The organism is Costertonia aggregata (assembly GCF_013402795.1).
Taxonomy (GTDB): Bacteria; Bacteroidota; Bacteroidia; order Flavobacteriales; family Flavobacteriaceae; genus Costertonia; species Costertonia aggregata.
In genome coordinates this window covers 2,520,001-2,546,815 of record NZ_CP058595.1, presented here as the reverse complement: position 1 = coordinate 2,546,815, position 26,815 = coordinate 2,520,001, and the positions used below count along the sequence as shown (strand labels likewise).

The 26,815-nt window shown below is 39.4% G+C and carries 19 protein-coding genes and 1 tRNA gene (1 of these 20 cut by a window edge); 10 read left to right on the top strand and 10 right to left on the bottom strand.

Going from position 1 to position 26,815, the window contains the following annotated elements; genetic code table 11:
- Positions 1 to 10 precede the first annotated feature (10 nt).
- Genes ccoG through HYG79_RS11595 form a run of 4 tightly spaced genes read left to right on the top strand, consistent with a single transcriptional unit; the run spans position 11 to position 3,108 of the window.
- Positions 11 to 1,429: a cytochrome c oxidase accessory protein CcoG gene (gene ccoG / locus HYG79_RS11610; RefSeq protein ID WP_179242250.1), complete on the top strand. Its 1,419-nt coding sequence runs from the start codon at positions 11 to 13 to the stop codon at positions 1,427 to 1,429.
- Positions 1,430 to 1,437: 8 nt separating this feature from the next.
- Entirely contained in the window at positions 1,438 to 1,884 is a 447-nt protein-coding gene (locus HYG79_RS11605) for a FixH family protein (RefSeq protein WP_179242249.1), read from the top strand.
- Positions 1,885 to 1,887: 3 nt separating this feature from the next.
- Positions 1,888 to 2,592 carry a sulfite exporter TauE/SafE family protein gene (locus HYG79_RS11600; protein ID WP_179242248.1) on the top strand — a complete coding sequence of 235 codons (705 nt, stop codon included), beginning with the start codon at positions 1,888 to 1,890 and terminating at the stop codon, positions 2,590 to 2,592.
- 24 nt (positions 2,593 to 2,616) lie between these two features.
- Positions 2,617 to 3,108, top strand: a complete 492-nt coding sequence (locus tag HYG79_RS11595; RefSeq protein ID WP_179242247.1) for a GTP-binding protein — start codon at positions 2,617 to 2,619, stop codon at positions 3,106 to 3,108.
- Between the two features lie 133 nt (positions 3,109 to 3,241).
- On the opposite strand, the gene HYG79_RS11590 is transcribed toward HYG79_RS11595, so the two are convergent.
- Positions 3,242 to 5,956 (bottom strand): hypothetical protein, encoded by a 2,715-nt coding sequence (locus HYG79_RS11590; protein ID WP_179242246.1) that lies wholly within the window; start codon positions 5,954 to 5,956, stop codon positions 3,242 to 3,244.
- A gap of 208 nt (positions 5,957 to 6,164) precedes the next feature.
- Between HYG79_RS11590 and HYG79_RS11585 the strand changes: the two genes are divergently transcribed.
- Positions 6,165 to 7,436: an acetyl-CoA hydrolase/transferase family protein gene (locus tag HYG79_RS11585; protein ID WP_179242245.1), complete on the top strand. Its 1,272-nt coding sequence runs from the start codon at positions 6,165 to 6,167 to the stop codon at positions 7,434 to 7,436.
- On the top strand, positions 7,436 to 7,840 hold the full coding sequence (locus tag HYG79_RS11580; RefSeq protein ID WP_179242244.1) for a group III truncated hemoglobin: 405 nt from the start codon (positions 7,436 to 7,438) through the stop codon (positions 7,838 to 7,840). Before HYG79_RS11585 ends, HYG79_RS11580 begins: the two co-directional genes overlap by 1 nt.
- A 53-nt stretch (positions 7,841 to 7,893) precedes the next feature.
- On the opposite strand, the gene HYG79_RS11575 is transcribed toward HYG79_RS11580, so the two are convergent.
- From HYG79_RS11575 to HYG79_RS11535, 9 genes are all read right to left on the bottom strand, one after another.
- Positions 7,894 to 8,715: a universal stress protein gene (locus HYG79_RS11575; protein ID WP_179242243.1), complete on the bottom strand. Its 822-nt coding sequence runs from the start codon at positions 8,713 to 8,715 to the stop codon at positions 7,894 to 7,896.
- Positions 8,716 to 8,740: 25 nt separating this feature from the next.
- Positions 8,741 to 10,102 (bottom strand): oxygen-independent coproporphyrinogen III oxidase, encoded by a 1,362-nt coding sequence (gene hemN / locus HYG79_RS11570; RefSeq protein ID WP_179242242.1) that lies wholly within the window; start codon positions 10,100 to 10,102, stop codon positions 8,741 to 8,743.
- A gap of 130 nt (positions 10,103 to 10,232) precedes the next feature.
- Positions 10,233 to 10,307 (bottom strand) — tRNA-Val (locus HYG79_RS11565).
- 70 nt (positions 10,308 to 10,377) lie between these two features.
- Positions 10,378 to 11,589 (bottom strand): bifunctional folylpolyglutamate synthase/dihydrofolate synthase, encoded by a 1,212-nt coding sequence (locus HYG79_RS11560; protein WP_179242241.1) that lies wholly within the window; start codon positions 11,587 to 11,589, stop codon positions 10,378 to 10,380.
- On the bottom strand, positions 11,590 to 12,489 hold the full coding sequence (locus HYG79_RS11555; protein WP_179242240.1) for an energy transducer TonB: 900 nt from the start codon (positions 12,487 to 12,489) through the stop codon (positions 11,590 to 11,592).
- 144 nt (positions 12,490 to 12,633) lie between these two features.
- Positions 12,634 to 13,020: an ExbD/TolR family protein gene (locus HYG79_RS11550; RefSeq protein WP_179242239.1), complete on the bottom strand. Its 387-nt coding sequence runs from the start codon at positions 13,018 to 13,020 to the stop codon at positions 12,634 to 12,636.
- A gap of 10 nt (positions 13,021 to 13,030) precedes the next feature.
- A complete protein-coding gene (locus tag HYG79_RS11545) occupies positions 13,031 to 13,723 on the bottom strand; it encodes a MotA/TolQ/ExbB proton channel family protein (protein ID WP_179242238.1) in 693 nt (230 codons plus the stop codon).
- A gap of 49 nt (positions 13,724 to 13,772) precedes the next feature.
- Positions 13,773 to 15,110, bottom strand: coding sequence for a sodium:proton antiporter NhaD (gene nhaD, locus HYG79_RS11540; protein WP_179242237.1), 1,338 nt, complete (start codon positions 15,108 to 15,110; stop codon positions 13,773 to 13,775).
- A 19-nt stretch (positions 15,111 to 15,129) separates the two neighbouring features.
- Positions 15,130 to 16,362, bottom strand: a complete 1,233-nt coding sequence (locus tag HYG79_RS11535; protein WP_179242236.1) for a Glu/Leu/Phe/Val dehydrogenase dimerization domain-containing protein — start codon at positions 16,360 to 16,362, stop codon at positions 15,130 to 15,132.
- A 272-nt stretch (positions 16,363 to 16,634) separates the two neighbouring features.
- On the opposite strand from HYG79_RS11535, the gene HYG79_RS11530 reads away from it, so the two are divergent.
- The 4 genes from HYG79_RS11530 to HYG79_RS11515 all read left to right on the top strand — a co-directional run.
- Positions 16,635 to 17,777: an acyl-CoA dehydrogenase family protein gene (locus HYG79_RS11530; protein ID WP_179242235.1), complete on the top strand. Its 1,143-nt coding sequence runs from the start codon at positions 16,635 to 16,637 to the stop codon at positions 17,775 to 17,777.
- A gap of 306 nt (positions 17,778 to 18,083) precedes the next feature.
- Positions 18,084 to 22,592 (top strand): glutamate synthase large subunit, encoded by a 4,509-nt coding sequence (gene gltB / locus HYG79_RS11525; protein ID WP_179242234.1) that lies wholly within the window; start codon positions 18,084 to 18,086, stop codon positions 22,590 to 22,592.
- Positions 22,593 to 22,600: 8 nt separating this feature from the next.
- Positions 22,601 to 24,067 carry a glutamate synthase subunit beta gene (locus HYG79_RS11520; RefSeq protein ID WP_179242233.1) on the top strand — a complete coding sequence of 489 codons (1,467 nt, stop codon included), beginning with the start codon at positions 22,601 to 22,603 and terminating at the stop codon, positions 24,065 to 24,067.
- A gap of 69 nt (positions 24,068 to 24,136) precedes the next feature.
- Positions 24,137 to 26,815, top strand: partial view of a TonB-dependent receptor gene (locus HYG79_RS11515; protein ID WP_179242232.1) — the 5' portion only. Its footprint extends 138 nt past the window's final position; only the first 2,679 of its 2,817 coding nucleotides appear in the window; the start codon lies at positions 24,137 to 24,139; its stop codon lies off the right edge, out of view.

Here is a 26,815-nt window from a genome sequence, read left to right as displayed (position 1 = left end):
TGGGTATAAAATGACGCAGGAAAAAGAAAACTTCAGGGATTCCATCGGAACGATAAACGAGGAAGGTAAGCGTGCCTGGGTATTTCCAAAAAAACCTAGCGGTAAGTTTTGGGAATATCGCAAGTATGTAAGTTACTTTCTGCTGGCCTTTTTATTCGCAGCCCCGTTTATAAAAGTTCAAGGAAATCAGTTTTTGATGTTCAATGTCTTGGAACGCCGTTTTAATATTTTCGGTTTTCCGTTTTGGCCACAGGATTTTCACCTGTTCGTAATATCGATGATTATCGGGGTCATATTCGTAGCACTGTTTACTGTTGCCTTTGGTAGGATTTTTTGTGGGTGGATGTGCCCCCAGACCATTTTTATGGAAATGGTATTTAGAAGGATAGAGTTCTGGATAGATGGTGACAGGGGAGCTCAGATAAAACTGGACCGCCAACCCTGGAACGCTAAAAAAATAAGAAAACGGGTACTTAAATGGAGCGTTTTCTTCATCATATCGTTTTTGATAGCCAATGTATTTTTAGCCTATTTGATAAGTAGCGATAGGTTGATACGATATATTACCGACGGGCCTTTGCAACACTTGAGCACTTTGGTATCACTGCTCATATTTACCGCTGTTTTTTATTTTGTGTTCGCATGGTTTAGGGAACAGGTATGTATCATCGCCTGCCCCTATGGTCGTATGCAAGGTGTCTTGTTGGACAATAAATCTATCGTCGTGGCGTATGACCATAAACGTGGCGAGGCGGAAAAGGGAAGGAAAAAATTTCGCAAAAACGAGGATAGGGAAGCATTGGGCTATGGCGATTGCATTGATTGTTTTCAATGCGTTAACGTATGCCCCACCGGAATTGACATTCGTAATGGCACACAGTTGGAATGTATTAATTGTACGGCATGTATTGACGAATGTGACACCATTATGGAGAAGGTAAACCTGCCCAAAGGTTTGATACGGTATGCCAGCGAGAACGAGATAACCAAAAAAGAGAAATTTAAATTTACGCCAAGGCTTAAGGGGTATACAGCCGTACTTACCATTTTGATAGGCGTCTTGGCTGGAATGCTATTTTTAAGAAATGACCTGGAAGCCAATATTCTTAGATTACCCGGGCAGTTGTACGAACACAAAGAAGGGAACATCATCAGTAATGTTTATACCTATAAGCTCGTAAACAAAACAACCAAAGATGTAGAAGACGTCAACTTCAAGCTACTTTCACATAAGGGTACTATTGAACTGGTTCGCCAAAATGATTTTACCGTACCGGCACAGGACTTGGCTGAAGGCACGCTTTTTATTGAAATAAACAATACAGCTATAAAAAGCGATAAAGAAAAAGTAAAGGTCGGAATATACAGTGATGGTGAATTGATAGAGACTACCGTTACCGCATTTTTGGCTCCTAGAAGTTATAAATAAAAGATACTATGAAAATAAATTGGGGAACAGCAATCGTATTGGCATTTATCGGGTTCATTGGTTTTATACTCTTTTTCGTGGTCAGAATGAATATGGACGACCGTGCCAACCACGACTTGGTCACGCCGGACTATTACAACGCAGAATTGGCGTACCAAAAAGAAATCGATGCAGAAAACAACGCTGAAAAGGATAACGTAAAAATCGATATCAAAAAAACATCGCAGGGATTACGACTTGAGTTTCCCAAACATTTAGAAGCTAAAAAAATAATAGGAACAGTGTCCCTATACAGACCATCTAATAAGCACTTGGATTTTGACTTACCCATTAGTCTGTCCAATACACATTTGCTCATACCTGACAAACGTTTGTTGGATGGTCGCTGGGACATTAAAATTTCCTGGCAATACCATAACAAAACGTATTTGCATAAACAAAGTGTTACTTACTAAAGCATGGTTTTATCCGCAATTATATTAGGTCTCTTGGGAAGTCTGCACTGCGTCGGTATGTGCGGGCCAATAGCCTTTATGCTGCCCGTGGATAGAACGAACCATATAAAAAAAATCTCCCAAATATTCATTTACCACTTTGGGCGCTTAATGGCCTACGGTTTTATCGGTTTGGTATTCGGGCTATTGGGCAAAGGGCTCTATGTTTTTGGCATACAACAGAAACTATCCATTTTTATAGGGTTTGTAATGATCGCCTTGGTTTTGATTCCGTATAAAACCTTTAATAAATATAATCTTTCCAAACCCGTCTACAAGATGATTTCAAAAGTGAAAAACAAGCTTGGGAAAGAGCTTAGGAAAAAGACGCCCGATACTTTTTTAACCATTGGCTTTTTAAACGGGTTCTTGCCATGCGGATTGGTATACATGGCGCTTTTTGGTGCCATTGCCATGGGGGATGCCCTACAAGGCGGTCTATATATGGTCTTGTTTGGACTAGGTACCGTTCCCCTAATGACCACCGCCATATATTTTAGCAGTATTTTAAAGGGCACCAGAAAAAAGAGCATACAAAGGCTAATACCGGCTTTTGTGATTTTGGTCGGTTTTTTGTTCATTGTCCGTGGAATGGGGCTAGGCATACCTTACCTATCTCCCAAACCCGTTATTGAAATCGTATCAACGAATGTTGAATGCCACCCATAAGCACAGCACTAGCATCTGAAAAAAATGAAGGTTTTATCCAATGATATTGTTTTGAGACCAAGGTTTAAATTACAGCTTTCCGGGGCAAAAGAGCCGCTATTGAACGTATTGAAAATTTCGGAGAGAACACCATTTTTGGTCAAACGTATCGATGACCATGTGTTCATCAAATTTAATGCGGAGCAATCCCACTTTTGGTCACCTCAGCTACACTTGGAAATCAACGAAACCGAAGATGGAAATTCTGTACTTTACGGATTATTCGGGCCCAACCCTACACTTTGGACCTTCTTTATATTCATACATTTTGGGATTGCGACCGTATTTATAGTTTTAGGCATTTGGGCCTACTCCAGTGCTGTTTTGAAAAAACCCTTTTCCCTGCAAATGGGTTTAATGGTCTGTATGGTACTCATATGGATTGCCCTTTACATTTTTGGACGGTTGGGCAAACATAAGGGTAAACCTCAAATGCATAAACTGTATCAATTTATGTTAGAGGCTCTTTCCGCTTAACTTTTTGATAATATCAAAAAGTTAGCTTGCAGTTATGGGACAAAGGCGCAATAAATTAAAACAATTTGTACATTTTAATCGAAATGACCAAACCTACGAAAGTTTTAGGATTGTTTTGAATTAATCAAAAAGATCAATCTGCAACCCGATACGTTTTTTCAACATACCCTATACGCCCATCTTCTGAAACAGCCTCAACAATAATGATATACTCTCCCGCAATATCACAATTATAAAAAGATATGGGACTGTCTACGTTCTTGCCTAAACTTATGCTAGGATTCCAATATACTAAAGACCTCAAATCCGGTTGTTGCCCCTTGATATGAGTAATATCGCCATATTTTGGGGCATAAAATTCCCTTACAGGTGAAAATACGTCTATTGAAGCTTCAAGCGTTCCTGACCTTGGCTTGCCTGTACTATGCAAGCCAACGCCACCTCTCGTATATATTGAGATAATATGTCCAAGACCCGGTGCTTCCAAGACATCTGTCTCTGGAAATACAGTAAGATATTTTGTCTTGAAAAATTTTGCATATTTTACAATCTCAACATCTTCTATAGTGTTTAAAGGCATGTTGGGTATGAATTCATATTGTTCTTTTGTAATTAGTTTGCCATCTACTGCCAACAAAGTGGGTTCACCTCGCCCACCTACTACATGAGCTAACATGAACCCGTCCGAAAACCGTTCAATTTCAATTTGATTTGCGTAATTGAACAGTAAAACGCTATATAGCCCATAAGACCATTTCTCTTCTTGTTTTCGAAGTGTTTCACCTCTAATCACAACATCGGGCTTGCCAAATTGTTCATAAACTTGTTTACGTTCCGGAGTCAATCCATAATCTTCTACGGTTACCTCTTCCAATTGGGTCACCCCGTACAAAGAGTCGAATACAGCATTTGCCTGCGCTCGATTTTCTTTAGCTGCTATCACTGCTTTACTTACTTTACTCTGCTTTTGTTTAGAGGATATTTCATATATTATTTTGGGGGTACTATGAGATGAATTCAATGATAAATGATAATTTGTTTTGTTTGTGATGGTATTTTTTGCATTCAGCAAAATTCTCATTCGTTGACCATAGCTGTCACTCAATGAAAAATTGAACCTTCCCATAGTATCCGTTTGTTGGGTATAAATCGTCATTTCCTTTCCAAAAGTCGCCATTGCAATATCGATGGGCTGATTGTCTTTTTTGTTGCGAACGGTAGATTGTACTATTCCTTTTACGGCTAGCCCGGTTTGCGGCCAATAAAATATTCCACTACTACGCTTTATAGGATATTTATAGTTACGCCATCCTTGGGTCAATAACAGTGCATTCAAATCTTGGAATCTATCCTGATTTTTTTTATCAAAATAATGGCCCGGCTCTTCTATTTTCCCCTTAAGCTCGGAATCCAGTAAAAAATAGGACTGTATGTTGCCAGTTTCAGCCAAGTCCCAGTGTTCTTTTTTTACTACCATTACAGATATATTGGTATTTGGTTGAGGAGAATTATCTCCAAAAAAATCAATCTTCAATTTGGTGTTCTCACGCCTCTTATAAACATTTTTATCAATATCCAAAGCAATATCCAGTCTATCTTTTTTAGCGTGATTAAAATATAGTCTTTCTGCTATGGGTACTTTCTTACTGTTCATTAGGGTAAAAACGATTATCCCTTCGGGCAAAACAGCCGATGGTAGTTCGGAAATCATATATCCTTTTCGTAACGGACCGTCTATCAAATAATAATCTGTTCCCCTACAACTCGCTTTTACTAAAACATGTCCTTCGATTTCATTGGTAGCCACCTTGATTCTAATTGTATCCTTCGCCTTTTCTATTGATAATATACTGCCTCTAGGAACCACTTTAGGTATGGGATAGGTAAATTTGTTGCTTTTGTTCGCTTGTAGAGAAATTTTAGCATAATACTTATTTGAACTATCGGCTTTTATGGAAAAAACACCCATACCCAAACGGTTACTTTCAAAATTGGTTATCCTGTTTCCAAAAGAATCAAGAACCTCTCCCCGTACAGCTACACCTTTACCTTCAAAATCTACCGCCTTAAAACCTATTGTATTTCTAAAACCATGTACGAATTGACCACTTTCCGGAAAGAACTGAATATCGGGTAGGGAATCTTTTAAAAAAAATGTTTTGGAAGGGTAAAAATCTGATTCATCATCAAGGGTAAGCTTAATCCGATTTATTTTCTTTTTAATTTGGTACTGCAAGATATAGTCATTTAATTTTTCCTTCCTTAAGGTTACAGTATCCTTACCTTTACCCCAATCCAAATAAACCTTCACTTGTTTTCTTGGCTTATCCCGATTTTCGACAATCCCTAGCTTTCCTGTTAAGAATAAATCTCCGTTATCTTTTTTTGATACGGTCAAATTTTCAAAAAAATCATAATTCGCGGCTGTAGCATTTCCGTAAATATCAATATAAGTACTGAATACAAAATCATTGCCAAAATTTAAGTTCCATTGCGTGTAGGCCCTTATTAAATAACGGCCTTGGACGTGGTCATCCCGCAACTCAAAAAAACCTTTACCAATCCCATTACTGATTTTTACCAATTTATGTTCCTGAATTTTCCCGTTAGGACCAATAAAATCTACATATAAAATTCCGCTGAGTTTACTGGGAAGATGTTCCTTTTCATCTAGAACTATGGCCTTGAACCAAATAATTTGGTCTGTTGAGTAGGTCTTAGAACTAAGCTGCAAATAAATTTTTTCGGACAATAAAGCGTTAATGGGTGCTTTTTCACTTTTTTGAGAGAAAAACACAAGAGGTTGTAGTAAACAAACGAATAATAAACTACAACTGACCTTGTTCATTACATATTATTTTGATATTTACTGCTGGGCCCGATAATTTAGAAAAGATAAAATGTACGCTTTTTTTCTTCGAGTATTAAATATGAAAAATCAGCATTTATCCCATAGTTCTTTTTTCGATCCCATTTAAATATAATAATTCAATGATTATTATCATATAATTTACAGTGTAGTTATATCGATCTTTGTAATTTAATCAAAAAAACATATGAAAATAGTAACACCGCATGAAGCGGTCTCTTTTATAAAATCGGGCAACAGAATATTTTTACAAGGTGCGGCCATGACACCCAATACTCTTATTGATGCATTTTGCGAAAGATACCATGAATTAGAAAATGTAGAGATTATATCAATTCATACCGAGGGTGATGCAAAATATGCACACGCGCCATACAAAGATAGCTTTACGATGAACAGCTGTTTTGTCGGAGGCAATGTAAGAAGTGTCGTAAACAGTTCGCAAGGTGATTACATACCCATTTTTTTAAGTGAGATACACTTACTTTTTCGTAGAAATATTTTGCCTTTGGATGTGGCTATCGTTCAGGTCTCTCCACCGGACAAGCATGGATTTTGTTCTTTGGGCGTATCGGTTGATATCGCATTGCCCGCCATACAAACCGCCAAGAAAGTTATCGCTCAAATCAATCCGTCCGTTCCGCGAACACATGGTGACGGTATCATACATATAAAAAATATAGATTGTGCGATTCAGATGAACGCGCCCATACATACCCATGGTATCTCGCCAATTTCAGAAACAGAACAGCAAATAGGAAAACACGTGGCCGGACTTATAGAAGACGGGGCTACGTTACAAATGGGCATTGGCAATATTCCCAATGCCGTATTGGACAATCTTGATAATCACGAACATTTGGGCATACATACCGAAATGTTTTCAGATGGCGTGCTTCCGCTTATAGAAAAAGGTGTGATCACTGGTGAGAAAAAAGAAGTAAAGACAGGGAAAATAGTAACTTGTTTTGCGGTGGGGTCTCAAAAGTTATATGATTTTGTAGATGACAACCCTTTGGTTCATTTTAAGGAGGCAGCCTATACCAACGATACTGCCATAATACGCAAAAACCCAAAAGTAACCGCCATAAACAGTGCCATTGAAATAGATTTAACGGGACAAGTATGTGCAGACACCATTGGCAGCAGGCAATATTCCGGTGTTGGTGGACAAATGGATTTTATTCGCGGGGCTTCCTTATCAAAAGGTGGAAAACCCATCTTCGCAATGCCCTCTGTCACCGCAAAGGGCATGTCCAAAATAACTCCATATTTAAAGCAGGGTGCCGGGGTTACCACGACCAGGGCCCATGTGCATTATGTGGCTACAGAATATGGTGTGGTAGACCTTTTTGGAAAAAATCTAAAAGAACGCTCAAAAGCGTTGATTTCAATAGCGCATCCCGACCATAGGGAACAATTGGAAAAAGATTCCCATAAAAGGTTTAAAAATGAATGATGGCAAACGAAAAAAGCGATATAACAAATAGGTCGGATGTTCAATTATTGGTTGAAACCTTTTACGGTAAAATCAGAAAAGATGAAGCACTGGCTCCTATTTTTAATAGCATCGTTACCGATTGGGAAAGCCATTTTACACTACTTACCGATTTTTGGGAGACCCAGCTCTTTTTAAAACGGAAGTATACGGGAAACCCCATAACCGTTCACGAAGCGGTTGATGGGAAAATGAACCATACGATTACATCTGAGCATTTTGGGCAATGGCTCAACATATGGTTTGAAACTGTGGATACACTTTTTACCGGTGAAACAGCTTGGATAGCAAAAAACAGGGCCCAAAAAATGAGTACTATGCTTTTTGTGAAAATATTTGAGCATAGAAAAAAGGGAAACGTATAAGGTTTCCCTTTTTAAATCAACCAACTAAACTAATGATCAGCAACCTTTGATCACTAAATCTTAAATGTTATTACCGGTACCAGAGAGTGGTTTGCAATGTCTTCGCCTATACTACCCATAAAAAAGTGGGAAAGCCCTTTTCTACCATGTGTGGGCATACCAATGAGATCTGCCTGTATGGCGTCAGTATAATTCAATATTCCCTTTTCGACCGAATAATCATTATATATTTCGATTTGCATATCAAAACCGACCGCATTGCAGAAGTTTTGGATTTTCACATCAATATCATTGGTACTTAAAAAGTCGTCTCCAGGAGTGTTTATGTATACCAAATTTAATTTTGCCCCAAAATTTTCAGCTATGAACTTGGCCCTTTGCAAAGCGTGTATGCTTTCTTTTCTTAGGTTACAGGCGAAGACTATATTTTTTGGATTAAAATCCTTCATCTTGTATTTAACTACCAAAACGGGGGTATCCGAGTGGCGAACTACCTTCTCGGTATTGGAACCTATAAATATTTCTTTTATCCCATCGGTACCGTGCGAGCCCATCACTATCAAATCAGCATCGTGCTCTTTGGCCACCTCCCCTATTTCTTTGAACACTTTAAAATGTTTGATAATAGGTACAACTTTTACCCCATCTAAATATGGCTTGTCCAAAAAGTCCTTGAATCTTTTTTCGGCAAGTTTAATAAAGAACACGGTTTGCTCGGGATGAAGACCTTCGCTTGAGGAAATCATTGCCTCATTGAGCTCCAACATGTGAAGGGCAAATATCTTGGCACTGTTATTTTTTGCAATTGATGCCGCTACTTGTAAAGCATTTTCGGACTGCTGGGAAAAATCTACTGGTACTATTATATTTTTCATGATATGGGATTTTAATTATTATAGGTTATATGGTCATGGAAAACAATCGTGTTTTCGGTGTTTTCCTATGTAAATGCATGTCAAAAGCCATACAAATATTACGTATAAAGGGTTTTCCTTTTTCTGTGACCTTTATGGCGTTCGAAGTAATTTTCAACACATCGTCCTGTTCCATTTCTTTTAATCTTTCAACGGTATTTGGGAGTTGGTCAAAAAAACCATGATCGCTGCTCCATGAAGTTTCAAACCTGCACATTAAATTTAAAATATGACGACGGACCGTCTCATCTTCATCATTAAGAATGTGACCTCTATAAATAGGGATGATACCATTGTTTACCAAATGATGGTATTCTTCCAAGTTTTTGACATTTTGGGCAAAACTATACCAGCTATCGCTTATACTTGATACTCCCAGGCCTATCATTAGTTTGGTCTTTGATGCGGTATAGCCCATAAAGTTTCTATGCAATTCCCCAGATTCCATAGCTTTATATAAACTATCGGTTTTTAGGGCAAAATGATCCATCCCGATTTCCTCATAACCTACTTTGGCCAAAAGTTGCTTTCCAACTTCATACTGTTTTCTCTTTTCGTTTGCGGTTGGCAGGTCAGAATCCTTATAACCTCGTTGGCCATTGCCTTTTAACCAAGGCACATGAGCATAACTATAAAAAGCCAAACGGTCGGGCATTAATGTCTTGGTCTTTAAAATGGTCTGTTCTACGTGTGCCAAACTTTGATGCGGAAGGCCAAATATAATATCATGACCAATAGAGGTATACCCTATCTCCCTTGCATAATCGGTAACTTTTTTGACATTTTCAAAGGGCTGAACCCTGTGTATGGCTTTTTGAACCGTTTCGTTATAGTCCTGTACACCATAACTCACTCTTCTAAACCCAACATCATACAATGCCTGTAGATGTTCATGTGTTGTGTTGTTAGGGTGGCCTTCAAAACTAAACTCATACTCTGCAGCCTTATCGGCACGTGCAAATATGCCATTGATGAGGGTTTTTAAATGGTCCGGAGAAAAAAATGTAGGAGTGCCACCTCCCAAATGCAGTTCTTTTACAATGGGTCTTTGCGAAAAGAGTTTACAATAGAGTTCCCATTCTTTTAAAACAGATCGTAAATACGGTAACTCAACATCATGTTTCTTCGTTATTCGCTTGTGGCAACCACAGAACGTACACATACTTTCACAAAATGGAAGATGTATGTATAAGCTTATCCCTTCCGAACTATTACTCTCTTCAAAACTTTTTTGTAAGGTATTTTCCCATTTTTTCCCCGAGAACGACTCCATATCCCAATAGGGAACAGTGGGGTAACTCGTGTAACGCGGACCAGGAACATTATATTTTTGAACAAGACTGCACATATAACTTTGTTTTAAACAAAACTATCACAAGCCTTGGTCAAAAAATATGACATAAGTCAGGTTTGCTGTACTTGATACCGGAGCTTTGGTGCTGAAAATAAAAAAGCTTCCAGTAAACTGGAAGCTTTTGTGGGCCCTACTGGATTCGAACCAGTGACCCCCTGCTTGTAAGGCAGGTGCTCTGAACCAACTGAGCTAAGAGCCCTAAAAGGGATGCAAATATAGAATAGTTTTTAGATTACAAAAAGAAAAAACGAGAAAAAAAAGCCGTTTTTCTAAACAACTTCGGCCACTACAAACGTGCTACCGCCGACATATACAAAATCATTTGGTTTGGCATTGCTCAATGCTGTCTCAAGCGCTTGTGCTATTGAATTATAAGCATTCCCCTTTAGACCATATTTTTTAGCTGTTTGCCATAAGGCATCAACCTCCAAACCCCTAGGTATATTGGGTTTTGCAAAATAGTAATATCCGTTTTTAGGAAAAAGCGGGAGTATCTTATGTAAATCCTTATCGTTGACAAAGCCCAGTACAAAATGTATTTCTTCATATTGTTGTTGTCGGATTTGGCTCAAGACCAGTTTTAAGCCCTCACTATTATGGGCAGTATCGCAAACTACGGTCGGGGTTTTGCGTAAAACCTGCCATCTTCCCAAGAGCCCGGTATTTTCAACAACGTTTAAAAGTCCTTTTTTTATATGGCCTGTGCCAACCTCAAAAGTAATCAGTTCTTGAACAGTCGCTATAGCCCCTTTTACATTCTTTTTCTGATAGTTTCCCAAGAGGGAAGTTTCGTAATCTTTTTCTATTTTTTGGTCCGCAAAGATAAGTTTGGCGTTATTGTGTTTTGCGACGGATTCAAATACGTCTTTAATTTCTTCTTGGGTTTCACTAATGACCACTGGAACTTGTTTTTTTATGATCCCCGCTTTTTCGTGAGCGATTTTTTCAAGAGTGTTTCCCAGCATATCCATATGATCGTAACCAATATTCGTGATCAAGGAAACTTCGGGAGTTATTATATTCGTTGAATCCAAACGTCCTCCCAAACCTACTTCAACAACTGCGATATCAATATTTTGCTTTGCAAAATATTCAAAGGCCATACCTACGGTCATCTCAAAAAAAGATAGTTTGTGCTGCTCTAACAAAGACGTATTATCTGCTATGAAATCAACCACGAACCTTTTTGAAACCGGCTTACCGTTTATCCTGATGCGTTCCCTAAAATCTTTCAAATGTGGTGAGGTATACAGACCAACGGTATAGCCTGCTTCTTGAAGAATGGATGCCAACAGGTGGCTACTTGAACCTTTGCCATTGGTTCCTGCAACATGAATACTCTTAAATTTTTGCTGTGGATTTCCAAGGTGGGCGCAAAAGGCTTTTATATTGTCCAGCTTGCCATTGAACGCTGCTTTTCCCTTTTGTTGGTACATAGGAAGCTGTGCGAACATCCAATGTAAGGTTTCTGCGTAAGTCACTTACTCCCCGAGTTTAAAATTGACCACGACAAAACCTACTTGCGGGCTTGGTGCCTTTGAATCCAAATTCCATTTATGCTTAAATGCCGTCTCTTTTGCGGGTTTCAGCAAACAAGGATGTTTGTTGGTCGTACCTTTTACACCAGGTCTTGCTTTGATTACTTTCCCACTACGATCTACGTGAATTTCGACCACAACCCTACCCTCTTGATTACAATCTTGTTGAACGGCACCTTTACTCACTAAAGACCTTCCACCCAGACCATAGCCTCCTGTACCACTGCCCGAACCGGGACTACCGTAATAACTTGCCGCATAAGGGTTACCTTCGGGCTTGCCCTTATCGCCTGTTTTGTCATCATCACCTTCCGAACCTGATGCAGTACCATCCGATTTGTTAAACCCATCAAATAGATTGTCCACAGATTTCTTTTTGGCATCGCGTTCCCGTTGCGCTTTTTCTGCAGCAGCTTTCTCGGCCCTTGCCTTTTTATCCGCTTCGGCTTTAGCTTTTTTGGCGGCATCATCGGCTTTTCTTTTGGCCTCCCTTTGCTGTTTTATCCTTATGGATTCTTCACTTTCTTGTGTTAAGACCTTCTCGGTAGGTTTATCCTCTGCAATTTTTTCTTCTTGAACCTGTTCCTGAACGGGCGTAACTACAGCTTCTTGTTCTACAGTTTCTACGGGAGGCGTATCCAAAGGTTCCGAACGTATTTTTTCTTTGGGTTGAACACGGCCGCTGCCAAAATCGGTTGTACCAAAGTTTACGGTAATACCCTTCTCTTCTTTCGGTATGGTTTCGTTAAGACCTATGTAGAGTAAAAATAACAACAAAACACTTAACAACAGGGTTGTAAGTGTGAACGATTTTTTCTTGTGTCTCGTATCCAAGAATGACATAGTGCCGATTCAATTTTAAATAATCCCGTTTCGTTGATCAGATTTGTTATCATCTGCATAGTACAACAAACTATATAACTCAAATTACGGTTGTTTTACAGGAGTCTTGAGAAGAATTAAAAAGTGTAGCGTTAAAAATCGCTATTAATTGGGCCGTACGGCCAAGATGACCTTGTAATTGTTCTTGTTGGCGATGTCCATAACATTGACCGCTTCCTTAATGGCAACGCTTTCTTCCGCCCTTAGAATAATAGTCGGTTTTTCCTGACCTTCCAATGCTTTTTTTAATTCAATTTCTATATAGTCTCCGTTGATTCTCTGATTGTTTACAAAATATTGCAGGTTTTTATCTATACTTACCGATACATTTTGCGTATTCCTAGATTTACCTTTTGCTTTTGGCAACAGCAAATCCAAAGCATTTGGGGAGTTGGCGGTAAGCATGAAAAATATTAATAACAGGAAAACAATATCCGTCATTGAGGACATGCTGAAATCTGGACTAACCTTATTTCTTCCTTTTAATTTCATATCAAATGGCTTATGCCGGTTCGTTCAATAAATCCAAAAACTCTACGGCATTGGCCTCCATTTTATGTACGACCTTATCCGTTCTGTTGACCAAATGATTGTAACCTATGTAAGCGATTATACCTACGATTAGTCCTGCAACGGTAGTCGTCATGGCCGTATAAATACCAGAAGCCAACGTACCCATTTCTGCTTGACCACCACTGGATGCCATTTCATGAAATGCCAATATCATACCAATAACGGTACCTAAGAACCCAATCATGGGAGCTGCCCCAGCGACCGTAGCCAAAATACTCACATTTTTTTCCAGCTTATATACTTCTAAAGTACCTGCGTTTTCGATGGCGGTATTAATATCGTCTAGAGGCTTTCCTATTCTTGAGACCCCTTTTTCGGTCAATCTTGCTACTGGGGAATCGGTTTGGGCACAAAGAATTTTGGCGGCTTCAATCTTGCCGCTCATTACATGATCGCGAATTTGGTTCATAAAGTTGCTATCTATTTTTGATGCAGCTTTTATCGCAAAAATTCGTTCAAAATAAATGTAAAGGGCAACAAACAGCAATACGAAAAGAACCGATATAATCACGATACTGCCCGTACCACCATTTACGATCAAATCAATTACCGATAAGGTTTTTTCCTCGGAAACCACATCCCCGATTGGTGGGTCTTGCGCAAGGTCTTGAAATAATGACATAGTATTCTGTTTGGTTTACTGCCTTAATAACGACGATTTATAGATTAAATTATGCGTTGAGCACTAAATCTCGCATTAAAATAAAACAGCCCGCACCAGCAATAAATCCTATCGCCGCCAACCATGCTATCTTTTTAAGATACCAAAAGAAATCTATCTTTTCCATACCCATGGCCACTACCCCTGCAGCTGAACCAATAATCAACATACTGCCACCGGTTCCGGCCGAATATGCGATGAAATGCCATAACGGGTCGTCCATGGCTTGCGGAAACATCCCCATACTGGCCGCCACCAAAGGTACGTTGTCAATAACGGCAGAACCAACCCCGAACAACATGACTACGATATCGGTATTGGGAATGGCTGCATTTAAGCTTTCGGCATAATGGAAAAGCATCCCTAGGGATTCCAGTGCGGCAACCGCCAACAATATTCCTAAAAAGAATAGAATACTGGGAAGCTCTATCTTTGATAAAGAGTGATGGACCGGGCTATGATGGCCCGTTGTATCATCGCCCTCTCCTTCAACATTGGATATGCTGAATTTTGAATTACTGTAAATTTCCGCAAAAGTAGCGACAAGCGCCAAAGAAAGCATCATACCTACATATGGCGGTAAATGGGTAACCGTCTTGAAAAAGGGAACAAAAACGATAGCGCCCAAACCCAAGTATAACATCGTTGAACCATACTTCGATTTTGGTTCTTCCAAACTACTCACATCACTATCAATATTCCCGCTAAAGGCCTTGAACCTGCTCGCTACCAAAACAGGTATTACCATGCAAACTATGGATGGTAGCAATACGTGTTCGATTAACTGTAATGCAGATACTTTATTGGCGATCCACAACATGGTAGTGGTTACGTCACCGATGGGCGACCAAGCTCCACCAGCATTTGCGGCAATAATGATCATACCGGCAAACCAAAGTCGAGTATCCCTATTATTGATAACTTTTTGCAGAATCGTAATCAAAACGATAGTCGCGGTCAGGTTATCTATTATTGCAGAGAGTATGAACGCAAGTATTGAAAACAACCACAATAACCTACGTTTGCTCCTAGTACGAATAAACCCTTTTATAGTGGCAAAACCATCAAAGTAGTCAATGATTTCCACAATGGTCATGGCGCCCAAAAGAAAGACAAGTATTTCAGCGGTTTTACCCAAATGGTGCAGCAACATCTCATCAATATGACTAGGCTCCAGCTCCCTGAGCTGTGCGTTCACCTCAAAAACATCCATATGGGCCAAGGCTATAATTGCCCATAAAATGGCCATCATGGCCAAGGCGGGAATAAGCTTGTCAATTTTAAGGTTATGTTCTAAGGTTATCGCAAGGTATCCTGCCAGAAATACGATGATTATAATAGTTTCCATATGTAGTTGGTTTTTATATTTATATCAATTGTTTTAATGCTATTTCGAATCCTGTATTGCATAAATCGGTTTTAGTCGGATTCTGCTTAAAGATATTCAAAATTGCTTTTCTAATGGTATCCGAGGTATCTTTAAATATCAAGTTGTCATCAATTCCCACTCTTTTTTCCATAAAATAGGCAAATACACGTGCCATTCCACAATTGGAAACAAAATCGGGAATCAGGCTAACTCTTTTGTCGGTAAATTCCATTATCGGACCAAAAAAGATTTCCTTATCGGCAAAGGGCACGTTTGCTCCGCATGATATTACCTCAAGTCCGGTATCTATCATTTGACCTATTTGCTCTTTGGTAATGAGGCGCGAAGCTGCACAAGGGAGAAAAATTTCCGTTGGCAACGTCCAAATCCTGGTATTGATTTCTTCAAAGGGTATCAACTCATCCGCACTGGCCATAAGGGCATTTCCCTTTTTGGTAAGGAAAAAATGTTTTATTTCTTCAAAAGAGAAGCCTTCTTCTTTTATGACGCCACCAGCTCTGTCTATAATCCCTACCACTTTAGCACCCATTTGTGCCAAATAATAGGCAGCGGCGCTGCCCACGTTGCCAAACCCTTGGACTATGGCACGTTTTCCCACGACACTACCACCATAAATATCGTAAAAATGGCGAACGGCCTCCGCTACACCGTAGCCGGTTATCATATCGGCGACCGTATACTTTTTTGAGATATCTGGAGAATATGCATTGCTCTCCAAGGCTTTGATGACACCTAACCTAAGTTGGCCAATACGATTAATTTTATCTGCCTCGGTAGGTTTAAAATGCCCATTAAAAACACCTTCTTGCGGGTGCCATACCCCAGCGTCCTCGGTTATTGGTATTACTTCGTGAATTTCATCAACGTTCAAATCGCCACCAGTACCATAATAACTTTTCAAAAGTGGTGAGACTGCACGGTACCAACGCTCTAGCACCCCTTTTTTTCTAGGGTCGTTGGGATTGAAATTGATTCCCGATTTTGCCCCTCCTATCGGTGGGCCAGATACAGTGAATTTAACTTCCATGGTTTTGGCCAAAGAAAGTACCTCGTTCATATCCAGGCCTTCGCGCATTCTTGTACCACCACCCGCTGCACCACCGCGCAGGGAGTTTATAACCGTCCACCCTTCCGCTTCAGTTTCGGAATCCTTCCAGTTAAAAACGATTTCGGGCTGTTTATCTTCGTATGATTTAAGTAATTGTTTCATTTACTATTGATTTAAAATTATGTGACCAAATTGATTTTCCAGTTTGAAAAATGTAGTGTTTGCCCCCTTTCGGGGTTAGTGTTGCCTCATAATTTTGCAGTTAAATCAAATTGATTAAAGTGAATGCAACAAATATAAAAATTTGGAATGGCAATCAAAGTTTTAATTCAAATCATGGCAAACAAATTTAACCTTTAAATCTGTTAATGAATTCTGTTTACATTTTATGACTTACCCTTATCTTTGTAAAGTTGACTAAAGACAAATTACTTATGGATTTTTCATTATCGGAAGAACATTTGATGATACAGCAAGCGGCAAGGGATTTTGCCCAAAATGAGTTGTTACCTGGCGTTATAGAAAGGGATGAAGAACAGAGATTTCCTACCGAACAGATTACAAAACTAGGGGAACTTGGTTTTATGGGAATGATGGTGGATCCTAAATATAATGGCAGTGGAATGGATACGCTTTCGTATGTTATCGCTATGGAAGAGCTATCCAAAATTGATGCATCTGCATCCGTAGTGGTATCGGTCAACAACTCATTGGTATGTTACGGCCTACAAACCTATGGTACTGAAGAGCAGAAGGAAAAATACTTGAAAAGATTGGCTACAGGGGAAATCATTGGCGCTTTTTGCCTTTCAGAACCTGAAGCTGGGAGTGATGCCACTTCTCAAAAAACCACTGCCATAGATATGGGAGACCATTATGTATTGAACGGTACCAAAAATTGGATAACCAATGGTAACACCGCAGAAGTATATTTGGTCATTGCCCAAACCGATAGGGAAAAAGGACACAAAGGCATCAACGCCCTAATTGTTGAAAAAGGTATGGAAGGCTTTGAAATAGGCCCTAAAGAGAATAAACTGGGTATTCGTGGCAGCGATACACATTCTTTGATTTTTAACGACGTAAAAGTACCTAAACAAAATAGGATAGGCGAAGATGGTTTTGGGTTTAAATTCGCAATGAAAACCCTTTCCGGAGGTAGAATTGGCATTGCAGCACAAGCATTGGGAATAGCGGCAGGTGCTTATGAACTGGCCTTGAAATATTCAAAGGAAAGAAAAGCATTTGGTACGGAAATCAGTAACCATCAGGCCATAGCTTTTAAATTAGCCAATATGCATACGCAAATCGAGGCCGCAAGGCATTTGGTATATAAAGCAGCCTGGGAAAAAGACAACAACATAAATTATGACCTTTCCGGGGCGATGGCAAAGCTTTACGCCTCACAAGTCGCAATGGAAACCACTGTTGAAGCCGTACAAATTCATGGCGGTAATGGCTTTGTTAAGGATTATCATGTTGAAAGACTCATGCGTGATGCCAAGATTACCCAAATTTACGAGGGCACTTCCGAGATTCAAAAAATAGTGATTTCAAGAAGTATTTTAAAAAGTTAAATTGTGGCACCCTACAATACACATGGCCTGTAGGTAAAAAATAATATAGTTTTATTGCTGAACCACCTCTTTTTTAGGGGTGGTTTTCTTTTTCGTTCATAGAATGACCCATACCCCCCATGATTAAGGTTTAAAATAGTTTAACCGAGGTCTATATTATGATAATGACAATCTACCCCATTATAAAATACAGATATGAATAATATTTAACATATTATTATATACGTTGAATTAATTATTGAATATAATAGTTTTTGATAAGGATAGTTTATCTAAAGTCATATTTTTGAATAAATACGATAATTTATGGCGTTAGAAAAACAGGGGTTATACTTACCGGAATTTGAGCATGATAACTGCGGTGCAGGGTTCATTTGTAGCCTAAAGGGAAAAAAATCAAATGATATTATTCATAAGGCCTTAGAAATTCTAGATAAGCTGGAACATAGAGGCGCGGTAAGTGCCGACGGAAAAACTGGTGATGGCGCAGGAATACTCATAGACATTCCACATGATTTTTTTGGGGCCGAATGCGGTTTTGAGTTACCAGAGCCGGGGCAATATGCGGTAAGCAATGTCTTTTTACCCCAAAAAGAAAATCAACGGGATTTTTGCATAGCTGTATTTGAAGAAAACATCAAAAAACAAGGGCTTCAACTTTTGGGGTGGCGAGATGTACCCGTAAATAAATCGGTCCCTGGTAGGATCGCCATGGAAACCGAACCTTTTGTTAAACAACTTTTTATAGCCAAAGAAAATGAGGAACAAAATGAATTCAATTTCAATTTAAAGCTATTTATCGCCAGAAAAGTAACCGAACATGCCATAATCAATTCAAAACTTTCCGAGAGTCAGTTTTTCTACGTTCCCAGCCTTTCCACCAAAATCATAATTTTCAAGGGTTTGCTAATGCCGAAAGATATTAGCCTGTATTATAAGGATTTGATGGACCCTCGGGTCGTTACCAGGCTCTCATTGGTGCACCAACGATTCTCGACCAATACCTTCCCCACTTGGGACTTGGCACAGCCTTTTCGTTACATGTGCCACAACGGTGAGATAAATACGCTTCGTGGCAATGTATCCCGAATGCGCTCTCGGGAAGAGTTATTGAAAAGTGACTGGTTTGGCGAGGAAATTAAAAATATAATTCCAGTAATCCTACCAGGAAAGTCAGACTCGGCCACAATGGATATGGTCGTTGAGCTTTTACTTATGACCGGTCGTTCGCTACCTGAGGTCATGATGGTTTTGGTACCGGAAGCTTGGGAGAAAAACCCAGATATGTCAGAAGCGAAAAGAGCTTTCTACGAATATCATTCCTGTATGATGGAACCTTGGGACGGCCCCGCATCGGTACCTTTTACCGATGGGAATTATATAGGTGCCGTTTTAGATAGGAACGGACTGCGTCCTTCAAGATACACAGTTACCAAAGATGACTATGTTATCATGTCCTCAGAAGTAGGTGTTGTTGACATCGCTCCTGAAAATGTAGAGTTTCACGGTAGATTGGAACCTGGTAAAATGTTCTTGGTCAACATGGAAGAAGGGCGAATAGTCAATGACGGGGAGATAAAAGAAGAAATCGCGCAGCGAAATCCATATAAGAAGTGGTTGGATAACAATATGGTTCATTTAAAGGATATACCATATAATGACTGTCCATTATTTTTAGGGGAAGCCTCACTTGATAAGCGCAAAGCTGCTTTTGGATACACATTAGAGGATATCAACACAATTATTCTCCCCATGGGCAAAAATGCCAAAGAACCTATTGGTTCAATGGGTTCGGACACACCTATCGCAGTATTGTCCGAACGTCCTCAATTGATTTACAATTATTTCAAGCAGCTATTTGCACAGGTCACAAACCCACCTTTGGATGGCATTCGCGAAGAATTGATTACCGATATTAGCCTCACTTTAGGAAGCGATCATAATATTTTTGATTTTTCAGAACTGCACTGTCGCAAATTGAAAATTCAGAATCCGGTAATCTCAAAAGAGGATCTTGACAAGATAAAAAACTATGATGCGAGTCCAGATTACAAAGTAGTATCTATCCCAACGTTATATAATATTGAACGAGGGCATAACGGTTTGGAGGATGCGCTTGAATCTATATTGAAACAAGCTTCCAAAGCAGTAGATGAAGAAACGAATATCATTATACTATCTGATAGAAACGTAAATGAGGAACAAGCACCAATCCCAGCTTTGCTTGCGTGTTCTTATGTGAATAGCGGTCTGCAAAAGTTGGGCAAACGTTCAAAACTCAGCATTATCATAGAATCTGCCGAACCAAGGGAAGTCCATCACTTTGCCTTACTCTTCGGGTTTGGAGCCAGCGCCGTAAACCCATATTTGGTAAATGAAATTATTGGCGAACAAATTGAAGAACTTGATATCACCGAATTTACCTTTGACCAAGCCGTACAAAATTATAACAAGGCCATAGGAAAGGGTATTCTCAAGGTAATGAATAAAATAGGTATCTCAACCTTGAACTCCTATCGCGGTTCGCAATTGTTTGAATGTATCGGTATCAATACGAAAGTGGTCAGTAAATACTTTCCGAACACACCTACCAGAATACAAGGTATTGGTTTGTACCAAATTGAAAAGGAAATCGCCAAGCGCCATGCGAAGGCATTTGCCAAAAAAGAAGTGGCCGCCAATTTGGATTTGGAAATGGGTGGGGAGTATCGGTGGAGACGTGATGGCGAAAAACATATGTTTAATCCGTTAACGGTAGCGAAATTGCAAAAAGCGGTACGTAACAACGAGCCTGAAAGCTACAACGAGTTTTCCAAAATGGTAAATGAACAGTCCAAAAACTTGATGACCATACGGGGCCTGTTCGAGTTCTCAAATTACGACCCCATCCCGTTGGAAGAAGTAGAACCGTGGACAGAGATTGTAAAACGTTTTAAGACAGGGGCAATGTCATATGGTTCCATAAGTAAAGAGGCCCATGAAAATCTTGCCATTGCAATGAACCGTATTGGCGGTAAAAGCAATTCCGGAGAGGGTGGCGAGGACTCAGAACGTTTTTACAAAAATGCAACAGGTGATTGGCGAAATAGTGCAATTAAACAAGTGGCTTCAGGTCGTTTTGGGGTAACCTCCGATTACTTGACGAACGCCAAAGAAATACAAATTAAAATGGCACAAGGGGCCAAACCGGGAGAAGGGGGGCAATTACCCGGTCCAAAGGTTAATCCAGCTATTGCCAAAACAAGAAATTCTACGCCGTATGTTGGTTTGATTTCCCCTCCCCCTCATCACGATATTTATTCCATTGAAGATTTGTCGCAGTTGATATACGACCTAAAATCAGCAAATCGCAAAGCACGCATTAATGTTAAATTGGTTTCGGAAATTGGAGTAGGTACAGTTGCCGCAGGAGTGGCAAAGGCAAAAGCCGACGTAATACTTATTTCAGGTTTTGATGGTGGTACTGGAGCATCCCCATTGACCTCTTTAAAACATGCTGGCCTACCATGGGAGTTGGGCATAGCCGAAGCACAGCAGACCCTAGTGATGAACGATTTGAGAAATCGTATTGTACTTGAATGTGACGGACAGCTAAAAACCGGTCGTGATGTTGCCGTTGCCTGTTTGCTCGGGGCAGAAGAGTTTGGTTTTGCAACAGCTCCATTAGTTGCCTCAGGTTGTATTATGATGCGCGTTTGCCATTTGAATACATGTCCGGTCGGTATTGCAACACAAAATCCCGAATTACGAAAAAAGTTTGAAGGCAAGCCCGAACATGTGGTAAATTATATGTATTTCGTCGCACAGGAACTTCGTGAAATCATGGCACAACTAGGTTTTAGGACTTTGAATGAAATGGTGGGTCAAGTTCAAAAGTTGGACCGTAAAAAGGCTATAGAGCATTACAAGGCACAAGGTATTGATTTGACTCCTATCCTACACCAAGTAGCTGTTCCTGCGGGAACAAAATTTTATAACACGCAGAAGCAAGTGCACGATGTTAATAAATCCATCGAATTTGAAATTATCGAGAAGGCAAATCCGTCTTTGTTCCGAAAAGAAAAATTGATTTTGGACTTTCCGATCAAAAATACAGATAGAGCGGTAGGTGCCATTATCAGTAATGAAATTTCAAAAGTTTATGGAGCGCAAGGCCTTCCCATAAACACATTAAAATTGAACTTTACAGGTTCTGCCGGGCAGAGTTTTGGTGCATTTGCCACAAGAGGCTTAACGATGACCGTTAACGGAAATACAAATGATTATTTAGGAAAAGGATTATCAGGGGCCAAACTCGTTATAAAAGTACCCGATAACTCTACAATAGTTCCCGAAGAAAATGTAATCACGGGAAATGTTACCCTTTATGGCGCCACTGCTGGCAGGGCTTATATAAATGGAAAGGCCGGCGAGCGTTTCTGCGTTCGTAACTCAGGTGCAAAAACCGTAGTGGAAGGAATTGGTGATCACGGTTGCGAATATATGACAGGGGGTGTTGCGGTAATACTTGGCGAGGTAGGCAGAAATTTCGGTGCAGGAATGAGCGGGGGGATAGCTTATGTTTACGACAAGAACAAAACTTTCGAAAAAAATTGCAGTAAAGAAGGGTTGAATTTATTGGCCGTCGAAGAGGATCAAGATATTATACAGCTTCGAGAATTGGTCGAAAGTCATTATAACCATACGATGAGTCCTCTTGCACAACGCATTCTCGAAACATGGGAAGATTGCTTGCCCGATTTTATTAAAGTCTTCCCCGAAGAATATCGTCAAGCTTTGATTCGGTTAAAAGAGGAAAATTTACAAATTATATAAATCGAGAAATGGGAAAGATTACAGGATTTTTGGAATTCGATAGAAAAGTAGAAGCATACGCTCCAGTAGAAAAGCGAGTGAAGAATTATAGGGAATTTACCATTCCTATGAAGGAAAAAGAACTGAAAGAACAAGGTGCACGCTGTATGGATTGCGGCATCCCATTCTGCCATAGCGGTTGTCCTTTAGGGAATTTGATTCCAGATTTCAATGACGCCGTGTATCGTGGGAAATGGGAGAAAGCAGCGAGTATTTTACATTCTACAAATAACTTTCCCGAATTTACGGGAAGACTCTGTCCCGCTCCCTGTGAAGAAGCATGTGTTCTGGGAATCAATGAAGATCCGGTTTCTATAGAAAATATAGAAAAGAACATTGTTGAAACTGCATTCGAAAAAGGTTGGATCAATGCTCAGCCACCCAAAAAAAGAACCGAGAAAAAAATCGCTATAGTTGGGTCGGGGCCCGCAGGTCTAGCGGCTGCACAACAGTTAAATAGAGCAGGTCACCATGTAACGGTTTTTGAACGGGACGAAAAACCAGGCGGATTGTTACGTTACGGTATTCCAGATTTTAAAATGGAGAAAAATGTAATCGACAGAAGATTAAATGTTTTAAAGGAAGAAGGCATTAAATTCAAATGCAGTACCCATATAGGTGTAGATATGAAAGCGGAAGAGCTAAAAAATGACTTCGATGCCATTGTTTTGTGCGGAGGAGCAACTGTACGAAGAAATCTTTCCATAAAAGGCTCACATCTTAATGGAGTTGTACAGGCTATGGATTTTTTACCTCAAAATAATAGACGTATAGACGGAATCAAAAAGTTTGAAAACGAAATTTTAGCAACGGATAAAGATGTTATCGTCATTGGCGGAGGCGATACGGGTTCGGATTGCATAGGTACCTCTATCAGACAAGGTGCCACATCGGTTTCCAATTTTGAAATTATGCCCATGGCAACAACTGATCGTCCTGAAGACCAACCTTGGCCGTTTTGGCCAATGCGCCTTAGAACAAGCTCTTCCCATAAAGAAGGTGCTAAACGCTTTTTCAGCATTTCTACAAAAGAATTTGTTGGTGATAAAGATGGAAATTTAAAAGGTTTGATCACATCCGAGGTCGAATGGATTAGACAACCTGGTCAACGCCCCATTCTAAAAGAAATAGAAGGAACTGAAAAAGAATGGAAATGTGAACTGGCCTTACTTGCAATGGGGTTCACCGGTTCTGAAATGACCATTGCGGAACAATTAGGCCTTGAAGCCGATACTCGAACAAATATCAAGGCATCCGAGAGTAATTATATGACCAATGTTCCCGGAGTATTTGTTGCAGGTGATCAACGAAGAGGGCAGTCATTAATCGTTTGGGCGATTTCAGAGGGTAGGCAAGCAGCATACCATGTAGATAAATTTCTGATGGGAGAATCAGCGTTACCATTAAAAAATGAAGGTGATCTACCTAGAGTTTGAACATAAATTAATTTTGAAGTCTTATTAAGCGGGATGGTGCAATATATTTGCAAACTTAACACAGACTTTATGACCAAGTTTTCGGTGCTTTCAGCATTTCTATGTTTATTCACTACATGCAACACAACTTTCTCGCAAGTAACCATTTCTGGCGAAATTAATGACACCAGCGGCACTCTAATATCTAGTGCTTTGGTGCTTTTAAAACCCATAAATGTATCTGTAATATCAAACGACAAGGGCTTTTTTGAGATAAAATCTGTAAATCAGGGAATCTACCAATTGGTAGTAACGCACATTGGTCTTAAAACTTATAGTGAAACTATTGAAGTAAAAGATAAAAATCTATCCTATTCATTAATCTTAGAGGATGATCCATTAAATCTTCAAAATATTGTTGTTACGGGCAATTTTGAACCTAGATTACAGTTAGAATCCAGTACGGCGATTACAACCATTGGTTCAAAAGATATTCAAGAAAATTTCCCAAGAGGAACCGCGGCTTTATTACAAGCTATACCCGGTACATTTGTTGACGCAGCCGCAGGGGAAGTTTTTACCCGAGTGTATAGCAGAGGGATTTCAGCATCCGCGGAAGACGATATGGGTTGGTATTACACCTCATTACAAGAAGATGGGCTACCGGTTAGTTTGGTCCAACATTCTTACTATAGTCCAGATTTGTTTCATAGAGTGGACATTACTGCGAAAAAGCTCGAAGCAATTAGAGGCGGGAGTGCAAGTGTTACTTCCCTTAATGGGCCTGGTGGAATTTATAATTTCATTTCTCAAGAACCAACAGATTCTTTTAGCGGAAAAGTACAGATTCAAGGTGGTTTTCAAGGTGAGGGCAATCCTACATCAAGAATTGATGCAATATGGGGCGGTCCATTGGGAAACAATTGGTCTTTTAATGTAGGAGGTCATTACCGAAGAGATGACGGTGCAAGAAATACACCCTTTATCTTTAGTAAAGGAGGACAGATAAAATTCAATTTGGTCAAAAAGTATTCCAATGGTTTTATTAAATTCTATGGGAAAATTCTTGATGACTTCACTAACCGATATACCGGAGTTGCAGCTACGAACTGGGATAATCCTGAAGCAGCTTTTGGACAAAATTTTAACTCTACCGCTCTATTGATGCCAAGCTTTTCGTCTAATATACCAGATGGTAGGAGATTGGACGAGGGAGCTACCAATAAATTTGACCCATCTCAAGGGGTTCATGCGCAAGACCGTGCATTTGGAGTAAATATTTTACAAAACCTTGGCAAAGATTGGACATTGCGTTTCAACTTAAAACATTCGCATAAAAATGCGAATTGGCAAACTTCTATAAGTAATGCATTTGTTTCTTTAAATAACCCGCTAGCCTATTTTATCTCAGGAGCTCAATTTCCTATTGGAGAAGTGGTTTTTAGAGATACAGCCACAGGTTCTGAAGTGGCGCGTTTAAACAATAGCGGTATTTTAGCAGGCGAATCTTTTGAATATACAGGAGAAGGAAGTTTACCTAATGATGGAATTATGGGTACTGCATCTTGGCTAAAACAAACGAGTGCCGATGAATGGTTTAATCAAACTACTCTTCATAAAAAAATAAACAATCATAATTTATCATTTGGACTTAGTGGTGGATTATCTAACACCTCATTGTATACACAAGGTAGTTTTGGTTTCGTGACCTACGAACCAAATCCTAGAATGCTACAAGTAACATTAGAAAACACTGGGCAACCTGTAATTGCATTATCAGATGAAAATGGATTAAGTAACTATGGTGGCTTATTTTTCGATGATTCTAGAGCAAAAGTTAGTCAATTTGCTTTTTTTGCTAATGACAGATGGCAAATTACGGAACCTTTATATTTTGACTTAGGCCTACGCTACGAAACAATAAACCACTCAGGTAATAAGGACAGGTCAACACCTTTCCAACAAGAAGGAGGAGCAGATGGTGATCCTTTGACCGATTATGATAACTCTCTTCTGGTTCCCACTGGAGAAACAGATGATTTTGATTTTACCTATGATTATTTATCCTATTCAACTGCTTTAAATTATAAATTTTCTAACAAGGTATCTTTATTTACAAGGTTTTCGAAAGGAAATAAAGCTCCGGAACTCAACTACTATTTTAATAATTTCTCAAATGTTCCTATCAACAGAAAAGGAGAAATTCAAAAAATCACACAATTTGAACTTGGGTTAAAATATAATCGAATAAACTTTTCATCTACTACCACTCTATTTCTAAGTAAACTAAAAAATGTTGCAATTGCCGACTTTGCCTTCGATCAGGATAGTAATAGTATTTTTTATACTCCCGTTCAATTTAATAATTCCAGAACTATAGGTATAGAATTTGAAAACGCCTATACTCCTTTTTCCTTTATTACTTTTACGTTAAATGGTGCTTTGCAGCATGGTAAAGCTACTAAGTGGACGGTTTACAATGCCAATAACTCAATTAATACCGATGATGATATTGTTTTAGACTTCTCAGACAATAAGCTTCCTTTTAATCCCAACATAATGTTCAATCTAGGCATGGAATATTATAAAAAGAAAGTGAATGCATTTGTTAGATGGCAATTTATGGGAGAACGAGAAGGTAATATATCTAATGCCTTTCAGTTAGCATCATACAGCATTTTTGATACAGGTTTTGGTTATGCTATTACCTCTCAAATAAGATTGGATTTATTGACTACAAATATTTTTAATTCAAAAGGTCTGGCCAAT

Bases quoted from the DNA above. Each gene is read 5' to 3' on its own strand.
- ccoG (WP_179242250.1), top strand. From the start codon at position 11: ATGACGCAGGAAAAAGAAAACTTCAGGGATTCCATCGGAACGATAAAC.
- HYG79_RS11605 (WP_179242249.1), top strand. From the start codon at position 1,438: ATGAAAATAAATTGGGGAACAGCAATCGTATTGGCATTTATCGGGTTC.
- HYG79_RS11600 (WP_179242248.1), top strand. From the start codon at position 1,888: ATGGTTTTATCCGCAATTATATTAGGTCTCTTGGGAAGTCTGCACTGC.
- HYG79_RS11595 (WP_179242247.1), top strand. From the start codon at position 2,617: ATGAAGGTTTTATCCAATGATATTGTTTTGAGACCAAGGTTTAAATTA.
- HYG79_RS11590 (WP_179242246.1), bottom strand. From the start codon at position 5,956: ATGAACAAGGTCAGTTGTAGTTTATTATTCGTTTGTTTACTACAACCT.
- HYG79_RS11585 (WP_179242245.1), top strand. From the start codon at position 6,165: ATGAAAATAGTAACACCGCATGAAGCGGTCTCTTTTATAAAATCGGGC.
- HYG79_RS11580 (WP_179242244.1), top strand. From the start codon at position 7,436: ATGGCAAACGAAAAAAGCGATATAACAAATAGGTCGGATGTTCAATTA.
- HYG79_RS11575 (WP_179242243.1), bottom strand. From the start codon at position 8,715: ATGAAAAATATAATAGTACCAGTAGATTTTTCCCAGCAGTCCGAAAAT.
- hemN (WP_179242242.1), bottom strand. From the start codon at position 10,102: ATGTGCAGTCTTGTTCAAAAATATAATGTTCCTGGTCCGCGTTACACG.
- HYG79_RS11555 (WP_179242240.1), bottom strand. From the start codon at position 12,489: ATGTCATTCTTGGATACGAGACACAAGAAAAAATCGTTCACACTTACA.
- HYG79_RS11550 (WP_179242239.1), bottom strand. From the start codon at position 13,020: ATGAAATTAAAAGGAAGAAATAAGGTTAGTCCAGATTTCAGCATGTCC.
- HYG79_RS11545 (WP_179242238.1), bottom strand. From the start codon at position 13,723: ATGTCATTATTTCAAGACCTTGCGCAAGACCCACCAATCGGGGATGTG.
- nhaD (WP_179242237.1), bottom strand. From the start codon at position 15,110: ATGGAAACTATTATAATCATCGTATTTCTGGCAGGATACCTTGCGATA.
- HYG79_RS11535 (WP_179242236.1), bottom strand. From the start codon at position 16,362: ATGAAACAATTACTTAAATCATACGAAGATAAACAGCCCGAAATCGTT.
- HYG79_RS11530 (WP_179242235.1), top strand. From the start codon at position 16,635: ATGGATTTTTCATTATCGGAAGAACATTTGATGATACAGCAAGCGGCA.
- gltB (WP_179242234.1), top strand. From the start codon at position 18,084: ATGGCGTTAGAAAAACAGGGGTTATACTTACCGGAATTTGAGCATGAT.
- HYG79_RS11520 (WP_179242233.1), top strand. From the start codon at position 22,601: ATGGGAAAGATTACAGGATTTTTGGAATTCGATAGAAAAGTAGAAGCA.